The sequence below is a fragment of the Neorhizobium sp. 05N33 genome (assembly GCF_056397445.1).
In genome coordinates this window covers 91,685-103,861 of sequence record NZ_JBFTNK010000004.1, presented here as the reverse complement: position 1 = coordinate 103,861, position 12,177 = coordinate 91,685, and the positions used below count along the sequence as shown (strand labels likewise).

The 12,177-nt window shown below is 64.4% G+C and carries 11 protein-coding genes; 8 read left to right on the top strand and 3 right to left on the bottom strand.

Annotated features, from left to right (window positions below; genetic code table 11):
- Window positions 1-66: 66 nt before the first annotated feature.
- From murQ to AC1DLT_RS12930, 8 genes are all read left to right on the top strand, one after another.
- Window positions 67-990, top strand: a complete 924-nt coding sequence (murQ, locus tag AC1DLT_RS12965; protein WP_477487237.1) for an N-acetylmuramic acid 6-phosphate etherase — start codon at window positions 67-69, stop codon at window positions 988-990.
- Window positions 991-1,068: 78 nt separating this feature from the next.
- On the top strand, window positions 1,069-2,589 hold the full coding sequence (locus AC1DLT_RS12960) for an ABC transporter substrate-binding protein (protein ID WP_477486982.1): 1,521 nt from the start codon (window positions 1,069-1,071) through the stop codon (window positions 2,587-2,589).
- 36 nt (window positions 2,590-2,625) lie between these two features.
- Window positions 2,626-3,588, top strand: coding sequence for an ABC transporter permease (locus tag AC1DLT_RS12955; RefSeq protein ID WP_038543858.1), 963 nt, complete (start codon window positions 2,626-2,628; stop codon window positions 3,586-3,588).
- Window positions 3,588-4,427 (top strand): ABC transporter permease, encoded by an 840-nt coding sequence (locus AC1DLT_RS12950; RefSeq protein ID WP_477486981.1) that lies wholly within the window; start codon window positions 3,588-3,590, stop codon window positions 4,425-4,427. The genes AC1DLT_RS12955 and AC1DLT_RS12950 overlap by 1 nt, the downstream gene beginning before the upstream one ends.
- Entirely contained in the window at window positions 4,424-6,169 is a 1,746-nt protein-coding gene (locus tag AC1DLT_RS12945; protein ID WP_477486980.1) for an ABC transporter ATP-binding protein, read from the top strand. Before AC1DLT_RS12950 ends, AC1DLT_RS12945 begins: the two co-directional genes overlap by 4 nt.
- Before the next feature lie 12 nt (window positions 6,170-6,181).
- Entirely contained in the window at window positions 6,182-7,207 is a 1,026-nt protein-coding gene (locus AC1DLT_RS12940; protein WP_477486979.1) for a serine hydrolase domain-containing protein, read from the top strand.
- 10 nt (window positions 7,208-7,217) lie between these two features.
- The gene (locus AC1DLT_RS12935; RefSeq protein WP_477486978.1) at window positions 7,218-8,333 is read left to right on the top strand and encodes an anhydro-N-acetylmuramic acid kinase; all 1,116 of its coding nucleotides are present in this window, start codon (window positions 7,218-7,220) and stop codon (window positions 8,331-8,333) included.
- Between the two features lie 48 nt (window positions 8,334-8,381).
- A complete protein-coding gene (locus AC1DLT_RS12930; protein WP_477486977.1) occupies window positions 8,382-9,302 on the top strand; it encodes a DMT family transporter in 921 nt (306 codons plus the stop codon).
- Here the strand turns inward: AC1DLT_RS12930 and AC1DLT_RS12925 are convergent.
- The 3 genes from AC1DLT_RS12925 to AC1DLT_RS12915 are packed head-to-tail and all read right to left on the bottom strand — an operon-like array spanning window position 9,299 to window position 12,140.
- On the bottom strand, window positions 9,299-10,042 hold the full coding sequence (locus AC1DLT_RS12925; RefSeq protein WP_477486976.1) for an ABC transporter permease: 744 nt from the start codon (window positions 10,040-10,042) through the stop codon (window positions 9,299-9,301). The genes AC1DLT_RS12930 and AC1DLT_RS12925 overlap by 4 nt on opposite strands.
- Complete coding sequence (locus AC1DLT_RS12920; RefSeq protein ID WP_477486975.1) at window positions 10,039-10,977, bottom strand: ABC transporter ATP-binding protein; 939 nt, start codon at window positions 10,975-10,977, stop codon at window positions 10,039-10,041. Before AC1DLT_RS12920 ends, AC1DLT_RS12925 begins: the two co-directional genes overlap by 4 nt.
- Window positions 10,974-12,140, bottom strand: a complete 1,167-nt coding sequence (locus AC1DLT_RS12915) for an ABC transporter permease (protein ID WP_477486974.1) — start codon at window positions 12,138-12,140, stop codon at window positions 10,974-10,976. The genes AC1DLT_RS12920 and AC1DLT_RS12915 overlap by 4 nt, the downstream gene beginning before the upstream one ends.
- Window positions 12,141-12,177 lie beyond the last annotated feature (37 nt).

The window sequence follows — 12,177 nt, the reverse complement described above, 5'->3', positions numbered from 1 at the left end:
GAGCAACATCGTATGACGCAGATCCTGCGAAGCGCTGCGCTGCACCCCGATCTCGAAGGCAGGGTCATGAGCGACGAACGGCTGATATCCGAACTGGAAAGACTGGTTTCGGAAGACCGCAATCCCCGCTCGATGGATATCGATCTCCTGCCGACGATCGACGTCCTGCGCGAGATCAATGATGAAGACAAGGGCGTCGCGACCGCAGTCGAAAAGGTGATCCCGCAGATCGCCGAGGCCGTGGACGAAATCGTTCGCGCGTTCCAGAATGGCGCGCGGCTGGTCTATATCGGCGCCGGCACCAGTGGCCGCCTCGGCGTGCTCGATGCTTCCGAATGCCCCCCGACTTTCAGCGTCCCGGAAGGCATGGTCGTCGGCCTGATCGCCGGCGGCAGCCACGCCCTGCAGCACGCCGTCGAAGGCGCCGAAGACAGCCCGGAACAGGGCCAGCAGGATCTCGTCGACATCGGCCTGACCGCAGCCGACGTCGTTGTCGGCATCGCCGTCAGCGGCCGCACCCCCTACGTCATCGGTGCCTTGAATTATGCCAAGGGGCTTGGAGCGAAAACGGTCGCCCTCTCCTGCAATCCGGACGCCGTCATCGCCGATATCGCCGATATCGCCATCTCGCCGGTGGTCGGTCCGGAAATCCTGACCGGTTCGACGCGGCTGAAATCCGGCACGGCCCAGAAGCTCGTGCTCAACATGCTGACCACGGCGAGCATGATCCGCATCGGCAAGAGCTATCAGAACCTGATGGTCGATCTGCATGCCAGCAACCAGAAGCTCGTCGCCCGCGCCGCCCGCATCGTCATGCAGGCGACCGGCTGCACGACGGAAGAGGCGCGCCGCGTGCTTGACCTCACCGGCAACGACGTCAAACTGGCGATCCTGATCGCGCTGACGGGAATGGATGTCGATACGGCGCGCGTGGCGCTCGACGATGCCGGAGGCTTCCTCCGCAAGGCAATTGATGGGAAGACAGCGTAAAGCTGCTGAATGACGGCCGCTGCTCGACTGCGGCTGGGTCGAGACGACGAACAGATATCAGAAGAGGGAGAAATAAAAATGGGAAGACATCTTTCGACTAAACTGCTGTCCGGCCTTGCGCTGGCCGTCACCATCGGCGCGACCGCGATCGCCTCGCCGGCATCCGCCGCCTCGCTGAAAATGGCCTGGAAGCAGGATGCGACCGGCCTTGATCCGCACAAGCAGACCGCATTTTCCTCGATCCGCCTGCTGGAGCTGATCTATGAGCCGCTCGTCCGCCTCGACAAGGACCTGCAGATCGTCCCGGCCGTCGCAGCCTCCTGGGAATTTGCAGCCGACGCCAAGCAACTGACCTTCAAGCTTAACCCGAACGCAAAATTCCAGGACGGCAAGCCGGTAACGGCCGCCGACGTGAAGGCCTCGTTCGAGCGCCTTCTCGACGAAAAGACCGCCGCCGCCGCCCGCGCCAACTTCCTGTCGATCGCCTCGATCGAGACCCCGGACCAGGCGACGGTCGTCTTCAAGCTGTCGCAGCCGGACGCACCGCTTCTGACCGCCATGGCGAGCATCAACGCCGCCATCGTACCGGCGGCTGAAATCGCGGCCGGCACGATTGGCACCAAGGCGCTCGGTACCGGCCCATTTAAGCTCGACAAGTGGGAGCCGAATTCCAAGGAAACGCTCTCCGCCAACAAGGATTGGGCCGGCGGCAAGATCGCGATCGACGGCATCGACATCAGCGTTCTGCCGGACGAGACCGCGATCCTTGCGGCGCTGCGCACCAAGCAGGTCGACTTCGCGCTGATCAACGATCCGCTGGTCGCAACCCTCGTGCCGAAGGAAACCAGCCTCGTCCTCAACCGCACGCCGGTTCTCGCCTACCACGTCCTGCAGATGAACCCGTCCCGCAAGCCGATGGACGTTCTCGCCGTGCGCCAGGCAATCTCCTGCGCCATCGACCGCAAGGACGTGCTCGACACGGCTTCGGTCGGCGAAGGCAAGGTCACCGGCCCGCTGACCATGCCCGGCTACACGTCCGATGCCAGCGCGCTGTTCTGCTACAAGCAGGATATCGCCAAGGCAAAGAAGCTGATGGCTGAGGCGGGTTTTGCGAACGGCTTCACCGCGACCGTAATCGCCGCCAATGGCGAGCCTGCGACCGCAGCCGCTGAAGCGCAGGTCCTGCAGTCCCAGCTCGCCGAAATCGGCGTCAAGCTCAACATCAAGATGATGGAGCTCAACGTCTATGTCGACGCCTGGCTGAAGGGCGACTTTGACATGGCGGTGGCGCTGAACGGCGGCCGTGCCGATCCCTATTCCATGTACAACCGCTACTGGACCAAGACCGGCAACCTGCAGAAGGTCACCAACTACATCGACGACACGCTCGACAGCCTGATGCAGAAGGGCCGCGTAGAGACCGACCCTGCCAAGCGCAAGGTCATCTTCGCCGATTTCGAAAAGCACCTCGTCGAAGTCGCCCCCTGGGCCTGGCTCTACACGTCCTACAGCTACACCGCACAGCAGAAGAATGTTCAGGGCTTCGTGCCGACGCCGGAAGGCTCGCTGTTCGGCCTGAGCAAGGTCACGTTGCAGTAGTCGCGAAAGCATGACGGATACGAGGTTGGTGGGCGAATGAGTTACCTGGCGCGACGGCTGTTGACGTTTCCGCTCGTGATGCTCGGGGTCTCCATCCTCGTGTTCGTCGCAATTCGATTGGTGCCGGGGGACGCGATCACCGCGATGCTCGGCACCGAAGCCGGCCTGCTAACGCCGGCGCAGAGGGCGGCGCTCTCAGCCTATTTCGGCATCGACAAGCCGATCCTGGTGCAATACTGGAGCTGGCTTCTCGGCGTCCTCCAGGGCGATCTCGGCATTTCCGTCATCCATGGCAAGCCCGCGCTCACCATCATCCTCGAACGTTTCCCGCTGACGCTGCAACTCGCATTGATGTCCATGTGCGTAGCGCTGCTCGTCGGCCTGCCGGCCGGCGTGTTCGCCGCCACCCGCAACGAAAAAATCTCCGATCTGGCGGTGCGCATCTTCGCGATGATCGGCCAGTCGACACCCAACTTCGTTGTCGGCCTGCTGATCATCTATGCGCTGTCGGCCGGTTTCGGCATCCTGCCGACCATGGGCGAGTTCACGCCGTTCTTCACCGACCCCTTGCGCAATCTCGGCCAGATGATCCTGCCGGCGATCACGCTCGGTTTTGCCTTCGCCGCCTCCGTCACCCGCATCTCGCGCTCCGCCATGCTGGATGTCCTCTCCGACGACTATGTCCGCACCGCCCGCTCCAAGGGCGTGCCGAAACGCAGCGTCATCTGGCGCCATGCCTTGCCGAACGCACTGATCCCGGTCGTCACCTTGAGCGGCGTCGAATTCGGCTATCTGCTCGGCGGCGCCGTGCTGGTCGAGCAAATCTACGCCCTGCCCGGTCTTGGCCGACTGGTGCTCGAAGCGATCCTGCAGCGCGATTATGCGCTGGTGCAGGGCTGCGTACTGTTCATTGCCTTCAACTTCATGGTGGTCAACCTGCTCGTCGACCTCGCCTATGTGACGCTTGATCCACGCATCCGGCTCGGAGAAGGCAACTGATGTCGATGCTGCGTGCAATTTTCAGCCATTCCAGCGGCAGGATCGGCGGTACGATCGTGGTGATCTATGTCGTCGTCGCGCTGCTTGGCATGTTCGGCGTCACCCCTCACAATCCGCTGCAGCAGTTCCGCATCGACAGGCTGCATGCGCCGAACGCGGCCTACTGGATGGGCACCGACCTGTTCGGCCGCGATGTCGCCAGCCGGCTGATGAACGGCATCGGCCAGTCCTTCCTCGTCGCCTTCTGCTCGGTGGCGCTGGCGACGCTCGCCGGAACCGTGCTCGGCCTGACCGCCGCCTGGTTCGGCAAGGCCTGGGACGGCATCGTCATGCGCATCATGGACGTACTGCTCGCCTTCCCGGCCATCCTCCTCGCCCTCCTGATCATCGCCGTTGTCGGCCCCGGCACCTGGACGAGCGTGGCTGCGATCGCCATCGTCTACACGCCGATCTTCACCCGCGTGGTGCGTGGCCCGGCGCTTTCGATCAAGGCCCGCGAATTCGTCGACGCTGCCCGCACCTTTGGTTCGAGCCGGCGCTACATCCTGACCCGGCATCTGCTCCTCAACCTGGTGGCACCACTGACCGTTCAGGTGACGCTGGCGCTCGCCTGGTCGCTGCTGACCGAGGCAGGCTTGAGCTTCCTCGGCCTCGGCACCCAGCCGCCGGCCTCCTCGCTGGGCCTGATGCTCGCCGACAGCCGCAACCTGATGGAAAACGCACCCTGGCTGCTGATCTTCCCGGCGGTCGCCATCATGATCAGCATTCTCGGCTTCAACCTGCTCGGTGACGCCTTGCGCGACATCCTCGACCCCAAGACGCGGAGGTCCGCGCCATGACATCGCTTCTCTCGGTATCCGGTCTGCGTGTGGGCTTCGGGCGTGATCCGAAGCAGAACGAGATCGTCAAGGGCGTCAGCTTCGACCTCAACGCCGGCGAGACGCTGGCGATCGTTGGCGAAAGCGGCTCCGGCAAATCGGTCACGGCGCTCTCCATCAACCGTCTCGTCGATTTCGGCGGCGGCCGGATCATCGGCGGTTCGATCACCCTGAAACGGGCCGATGGCAGCGTGCTCGACATCACCAAGGCGCAAGAGCCGGTGCTCGAAAAAATCCGCGGTTCCGAGATCGGCATGATCTTCCAGGAGCCGATGACCTCGCTGAACCCGGTGCTGACGATCGGCCGCCAGATCGAGGAATCGTTTCGCCTGCATCGCGGGCTGACCGGGCGCCAGGCGACGGCCGCCGCCAAGGACGCACTCGATCGGGTCCGTATTCCCGATGCCACGCGGCGCCTCAAATACACTCCGAACCAGCTTTCCGGCGGCATGCTCCAGCGCGTCATGATCGCCATGGCGCTCGCCTGCAATCCGCGCCTGCTGATCGCCGACGAGCCGACGACCGCGCTCGACGTGACCGTCCAGGCCCAGATCATGGCGCTGCTCGGCGAGCTGAAGCGCGAGACCGACATGGGGATGATCTTCATCACCCATGACATCGGCCTCGTCGCCGGCATTGCCGACAAGGTCATGGTCATGCAGGCCGGCGAAGCGGTCGAGCAGGGACCGCTCGGCGACATCCTCGACCAGCCGAAACATCCCTATACGCAACATCTCCTGAGCGCCGTGCCGCATTTCGAATCCGGCCGCGCTGCGCGCTCGGATTTCAGCCGCACGCAGTCAGAGGCGATCGCGCCCGCGCTGACGGTCGATGGCCTGACGGTGCGCTTCAAGGTGGCAGGCAGCATTCTCAGCCGTTCGCCGGGCTCTGTCCATGCCGTCGAGAATGTCGGCTTCGACCTGATGCCGGGCGAAACGCTGGCGATCGTCGGCGAAAGCGGCTCCGGCAAGTCGACGACCGCCCGCGCCATCCTGGGGCTCGTGAAGCCGACGCGCGGCAGCTTCTCCGCCAACAACGGAGCGATCGTGGACGGCAGCGACCCGTCCGTGCAGATGGTCTTCCAGAACCCCTACGCCTCGCTCAATCCGCGCCTGCGGATCGACAGCATCCTCGCCGAACCGGTGATCGCCGCCGGTGGCCGGATCGACACCGGAACGCGGGCGAAAATGGTGGCGCTGCTGAAGCGCGTCGGCCTGCCCGAAAATAGCCTGCTGCGCTACCCGCACGAGTTCTCCGGCGGCCAGCGCCAGCGCCTCTGCATCGCCCGCGCGCTGATGCTCAATCCGTCGATCGTCGTGCTCGACGAGGCTGTCTCGGCGCTAGACGTCTCGGTCCAGGCCAAGGTGCTGGAACTGCTGGTCGACCTGCAGCACGAATATGGCCTCGCCTATCTGTTCGTGTCGCACGACATGGCGGTCGTCGAGCGTATCGCCCACCGCATCGCGGTGCTTTATGCGGGCCAGATCGTCGAGATCGGCAATGCTGCCTCGATTTTGTCCAACCCGCGGCATTCCTACACCAAGCGGCTGATTTCCGCCGTGCCGAGCATCGAGCGCCGCAACCAGCATTTCGAACTCGATACGCGCCAGGTCCCGTCTCTGGTTCGGCCACCGGGTTTTGAGCCGCCGCCCGCCGAGTGGCAGGCCTATGGACCGGATCACCGGGCGCGGGCGGAAGCCTGAGGATGTAACGATATGAAAGACAAAGCTTCCGCCAGTCCCGAACTCGCCGCCGTCTTCGAGCGCGCCTTCGCCCCGCTCGAAAAATCCGTCGCCGACAAGCGTATTCCGTGCGGAGTGCTCGGCATCGTCGATCTGAAACACGGGCGCATGACCCGCGCCGTCGGCTCGGCGCAGGTTGTTCCGATTGAGCGTCCGATGACCGTGGATACCTGGTTCGATCTCGCCTCGCTCACCAAGGTGATATTCACCACGACGCGCATCCTGAAGCTTGCCGACGACGGCACGATCGATCTCGACGCACCGCTCATCACCCTGCTGCCGGACCTGCGCCAATACAATTCAGAGTCCTGGGAGCGGAAGATCACCTTCCGACAGTGCCTCGGCCACCAGACGCCGTTCCCGGGTGTCGAGCCGATCTACACCTACGGCCGCGATCCGGACCTGCTCCGCGCCTTTATCCTGCAGCGGGAATGGAAGGCCGGTCCGCCGGTCTATTCCGACATCAACTTCATCCTGCTCGGCTTCGCGCTCGAACGGCTGGCAAAGAAGACGATCCGCGACCTCGATCCCGGCCCAGGCTTCGCCTGGTCTGCCGATCCGGAAAATTCGGCCGCCACGGAAGACTGCGCCTGGCGGCAGCGGATCCTGTCGGGCGAAGCGCACGACGAAAATTGCTCGGCGCTGCAGGGTTCCGGCCATGCCGGCCTGTTCGGTACCGTCACGTCTGTTCTGGACTTCGCCGAAAGCCTGCTCGACGGCACCGGCGCGTCCGGGAATGCGATCGCGCTGATGCGCGCGCCGCTCTCGAACAGGCGGACCCATGGCTGGGAACATCCCTATGCCGACTGGTGGGGCGGAAACCTGTGCAACCCCGGAACGATCGGCCATACGGGCTTTACCGGCACAAGCCTGCTGATCGATTTCGACAGGGGCCGTGCCGTGACCCTGCTCACCAACCGCATCCATCCGACCCGCCATTTCGACAGCGGCATCCTGGCCTTGCGGCAGGCGGTCTGCAATCTCGTGAACCAAGCCTGAGGAGCTGATCATGGAGCCAATCTGGGCCGTCGGCCTGATGACCGGAACCGTCCTCGACGGCAATATCGACGTGGCGCTCCTGAAGACGGACGGCGAGACGATCGACACTTTCGGCGCCTATACGCTCGCCCCCTACCCGCCGGAAATCCGCACCCTCCTGGAGGAGACGCTCGCTCAGGCCCGCGTCTGGAATTTCGAAGGACCGGATCCGGCGATATTCCGTGAGGCCGAACAGGCGCTGACAAAGGCGCAGTCCTACGCCGTCAGGGAACTGGTCGAAAGCACGGGGCTGACCATGGCCGATATCGGCATCGTCGGTTTCCACGGCCAGAGCGTGCTGCACCGGGCACCCACCAAAGACAGGCTCGGCGACACCCGCCAGCTCGGCGATGGCGAGCTGATGGCCTCGATCCTCGGCACCAAGGTCGCCTACGATTTCCGCTCGGCGGACGTGCGGGCGGGTGGCCAGGGCGCGCCGCTTGCCGCCGCCTATCATTCGGCTCTGCTGCGCGGCGTCGATACCAGCGGCGATACGGCCGTGCTCAATCTCGGCGGCGTCGCCAACATCACCTGGTGGGATGGCAGGGATCTGATGATCGCCTTCGATACCGGCCCGGCCAATGCGCCGCTCAACGACTTCATCAAGGCACGCGGCCTTGGCGAGATGGACCGCAACGGCGCGCTCGGCGCCTCCGGCAAAGTCGACGAGGAACGCCTCGCAAAGCTTCTCGAGCATCCCTACCTCACGGCGCCCTATCCGAAATCGCTCGATCGTTTCGATTTCACCGCGGCCATGGCGGACGGCCTTGACGACGCCGCCGGCGCGGCAACCCTTTCAGCCTTCACCGCATCTGCAGTCGGCAAGGCGCTCGATCTGCTGCCGCACCGGCCAAAGCGGCTGATCGTCAGCGGCGGCGGCCGTCACAACCCGACGATCATGTCGATGCTCGAAAACCGTGCCGGCGTGAAGGCCGTTTCCGCCGATACGCTCGGCTGGCGCGGCGATGCGGTCGAGGCCGAGTGCTTCGCGTTCCTCGCGGTACGCGTGTTGCGCGGCCTGCCGATCAGTTTTCCCACAACCACCGGTGCACCAAGGCCCTTGCAAGGTGGCAGGCTCGCCGGGTAAGTCCGCACTTTCAAATTGCAGGATCAGAGTCGGGAGCGCTCGCGCAGCATGAACAAGAGAGCGGTCTCGGCGATAGCGAGCAATGCGGTAATGGCAGGCATACTGCTGATGCTGCTCGGCGACTTCATGTTCGCCTTGAATGACGCCATGGGCAAATGGCTGGTGGCGAGCTTTTCGGTTGGACAGGTCCTGCTGATCCGGTCGGTCGGCGCCTTTTTCGTGCTCGGCCCGATGCTCGCCCGTCAGCCGATTTCGGCACTCTACAAGGTCGAGAAACCGCCGCTGCATGTGCTGCGCATCGTGCTGGCGACAGCCGACACCGGGCTTTTCTACGCCGCCGTCGCCTACATGCCACTCGCCGACGTCATGACCTTCTACATGGCCGGCCCGATCTACGTGGCCGCCCTGTCGCATTTCCTGCTCGGCGAGCGCATCGGCTGGCGGCGCTGGCTCGCCGTCCTGATCGGCTTCATCGGCGTGGTGATCGCCCTGCGTCCCTCCTCGGAAATGCTGTCATTGCCGTCGATCTTCGGCCTGATCGGCAGCCTTTCCTTCGCGCTGACGCTGGTGCTGAACCGCACGCTCCGCTCGACACCGGATGCGACGCTCGTCACATGGCAGACCCTTGCCTGCCTCGTGGCCGGCGCGTTCCTCACAGTTGGGAACTGGAGCCCGTTCAATACCGGAGAACTGCTTGCCCTGCTCCTGCTCGGCATCGTCTCCTGCGGCGCGCATCTGCTGATCACCCGCTCGCTGAAACTGGCGCCGGCCTCGGTGCTGGCACCGCTGCAATATACGCTGCTGCTCTGGGCGATCGTGCTCGGCTGGATTTTCTTCGGCGATTTCCCGGATGTCCAGACGCTGACGGGCGCCGGCATCATCGTCATCGCCGGGCTGTTCATCTTCCATCGCGGCAACCTGAAACAGGATGTCGAACCGGTCGTGCCGACCGATTCCAGCCACGGTTAGGCGGCACCCGTCCGGCGGGCGATCATCGCCTCGGCCGCCGAGAGTCCATCATAGATCAGCACGGCCAGTGCGCCGACGATCAGCCCGCCCTGCAGCACGAAGGCGAGGTTGTTGGACTGCAGTCCGGCAATGATCACTTCGCCGAGGGTCTTTGCCGCGACCGTCGAACCGATCGTCGCGGTGGCGAGACTGATCACCACCGATAACCGGATGCCGGCGACGATCACCGGCAAGGACAGCGGCAACTCGACCTGGATGAGCCGCTGAAAAGGTGTCATGCCGGAACCGCGCGCCGCCTCCATCACAGACCGTGGTAGGTTGGTGAGCGCCGTCAGCGTGTTTTCGAAAATCGGCAGAAGCCCATAGAGAAACAGCGCAATCAGCGTCGGCTTCTCGCCGAAACCGACGGCCGGCACGGCAAGCGCCAGAACCGCGACCGGCGGAAACGTCTGGCCGATATTGACGAGGCTGCGGGAAAGCGCCAGGAACTCCGCCCCGAACGGCCTGGTGACGAGGATCGCCAGAAACACGGCGATGATCGTCGCCGCCATCGTCGCGATGAAGACCGTCCGCAGATGCAGCAGCGTCAGGCTGAGCAGGCTGCCCTGATTGTAGATCGCCGGTGCGTTCGGCTGCACGAGCGGCTTCAGCAGCGGCTCAAAACTTTCCGGCGAGACCAGGAAGGCGATCAGCACGAGAAGCAAAAGGCTGCGCAGGATGGTCGGCACCCAAGCCCTCATCGCGGCCTCGCGGCGCGCTTGAGGATCGCGTCAAGCGTCACCCGCCCCATCGGAGCGCCGCTCCTGGAGATGACCGGAAGCGCATCGCGGCCGCTCCAGATCAGGTCTGCAAGCGCCTCCTGCTGGCTCCTGTCCTCGCGGATCGGCTCGCCTTCCGCCTCGCCCGGCTCTGCCGCAGCGCCAGCCTTTGCAATCGAAAGCAGCCGGAACGGCCGTTCCGCATCGCCGATCAGCGTCTCGACGAAGGGCGTTGCCGGCGCACGGACGAGTTCGGCCGGCGGCCCGTATTGCACCACCCTGCCCTTGTCCATCACGGCAATCTTGTCGGCGAGATGGAAAGCCTCGTTCATGTCATGGGTCACCAGGACAATCGTCGTGCCGAAATGTTTCTGGATCGCCAGCAGATCGTCCTGCGCCTTGGCGCGGATGATCGGATCGAGCGCCCCGAAGGGCTCGTCCATCAACAGCACGTTCGGTTCGGCCGCAAGCGCCCGCGCCACCCCGACGCGCTGCTGCTGGCCGCCGGAGAGTTCATGCGGATAACGCGGCCCGAACGTCTTCGGCTCAAGCTGGAAGAGCGTCAGCAATTCCTCGACCTTGGCGTCGGTGCGGGCCTTCGTCCAGCCGAGCAGGCCGGGCACCGTCGCAATGTTCTGCGCCACCGTCCGGTGCGGGAAAAGCCCATGGCCCTGGATGGCGTAACCGATCCGGCGCCGCAACTCGTAGCCCGGGATGGACCGGTTGTCCTCGCCATCGAGCCGGATGGCCCCTTCGGTCGCTTCCACCAGCCGGTTGATCATCCGGATCAGCGTCGTCTTGCCGGAGCCGGACGTGCCGACGACAACCGTGACAGTGCGCGGCTCGATCACCATCGAGACATTGTCGACGACGGCGATACCGTCATAGCGCTTGGTGATGGCATCGATCTCGATCATGCGGATCTGGCTCCGTTGGGGACGCGGGAGTTCATCTCGATCAGCGCGTCGAGGACGACCGCCGAGGCAAAGGCGAGCGCCACGGTCGGCACGGCGCCAAGCAGGACAAGGTCCATCGCTGTCTGGCCGATGCCCTGGAAGACGAAGACGCCGAAACCGCCGCCGCCGATCAGCGCGGCAATCGTCGCCATGCCGATATTCTGGACGAGCACGATGCGGATCGCGGTCAGGATCACCGGCAGCGCCAGTGGGAACTCGATCTTGAACAGCCGCTGCCGGCCGGTCATGCCGATGCCGCGGGCAGCGTCGTTTGCCGCGCGCGGCACGCCTGCAAGCCCGACGACGGTGTTGGCGACGACAGGCAGCAGTGAATAGAGAAACAGCGCGACAAAGGCAGGCGCCACCCCGATGCCGCGGATGCCGATCGCCGCAGCCCCCGGCACATTGGCGGCGATCCAGCCAAGCGGCGCAATCAACAGGCCGAAAAGCGCGATCGACGGGATGGTCTGGACGAGGTTCAGCGTGTTGAGCACGCCGTCCCTCAGCGGCGCCACCCGATGACAGAGGATACCGAGCGGCAAGCCCACTAGAACGGCAGCAAACAGCGAGCCCAGCGCCAATTCCACATGCTTGCTCGCTTCGACCCAGAAGACATCGGCGCGGCCCGCATATTCCTTCATGATCGACAGCCCGTTCCAGCTTCCCGACATCAGCAGCCCGCCGATCGCAGCCGCCGCCAGGACCAGAAACAGGACCCGCATCGCCGGCGGCGGATCGAGCCGCGTGATCGCATCGGCAGCCAAAAGCGCAAAGGCGAACAGCAGGATCCAGAAGCCCGAAGCGGGTGAGACGCGGGCATAGGTATTGCCGGTCGGCGTCAGGAAAGTCGCCGCGTATCCGATCGAAAGCGTCAGCGCCGCCAACGCCACGACGGCTGCAAGGAGCTTAATCCAAGGGGAAGTGCGGAAGAGTGCTGCTGCGGTCGCAAGAACCAGCACACCGATCAGACCCCAACCCGCCCAAGCCGGCAGCGACTGAAGCATCGCCTCCGCCTGGCCCTGCACGATGCGATTGGGCTTGAGCGTCGCAAACGACGCCCAGAGCGCGCCGTAGGCGGCTAGAAGGGCGATGACGATGCCGAGCTTATCGAACCGAACTCTCAAACCGACCCATGCCCCTCATAAACCGACCCTATGATCG

Bases quoted from the DNA above. Each gene is read 5' to 3' on its own strand.
- murQ (WP_477487237.1), top strand. From the start codon at position 67: ATGAGCGACGAACGGCTGATATCCGAACTGGAAAGACTGGTTTCGGAA.
- AC1DLT_RS12940 (WP_477486979.1), top strand. From the start codon at position 6,182: ATGAAAGACAAAGCTTCCGCCAGTCCCGAACTCGCCGCCGTCTTCGAG.
- AC1DLT_RS12930 (WP_477486977.1), top strand. From the start codon at position 8,382: ATGAACAAGAGAGCGGTCTCGGCGATAGCGAGCAATGCGGTAATGGCA.
- AC1DLT_RS12955 (WP_038543858.1), top strand. From the start codon at position 2,626: ATGAGTTACCTGGCGCGACGGCTGTTGACGTTTCCGCTCGTGATGCTC.
- AC1DLT_RS12960 (WP_477486982.1), top strand. From the start codon at position 1,069: ATGGGAAGACATCTTTCGACTAAACTGCTGTCCGGCCTTGCGCTGGCC.
- AC1DLT_RS12925 (WP_477486976.1), bottom strand. From the start codon at position 10,042: ATGAGGGCTTGGGTGCCGACCATCCTGCGCAGCCTTTTGCTTCTCGTG.
- AC1DLT_RS12945 (WP_477486980.1), top strand. From the start codon at position 4,424: ATGACATCGCTTCTCTCGGTATCCGGTCTGCGTGTGGGCTTCGGGCGT.
- AC1DLT_RS12920 (WP_477486975.1), bottom strand. From the start codon at position 10,977: ATGATCGAGATCGATGCCATCACCAAGCGCTATGACGGTATCGCCGTC.
- AC1DLT_RS12950 (WP_477486981.1), top strand. From the start codon at position 3,588: ATGTCGATGCTGCGTGCAATTTTCAGCCATTCCAGCGGCAGGATCGGC.
- AC1DLT_RS12935 (WP_477486978.1), top strand. From the start codon at position 7,218: ATGGAGCCAATCTGGGCCGTCGGCCTGATGACCGGAACCGTCCTCGAC.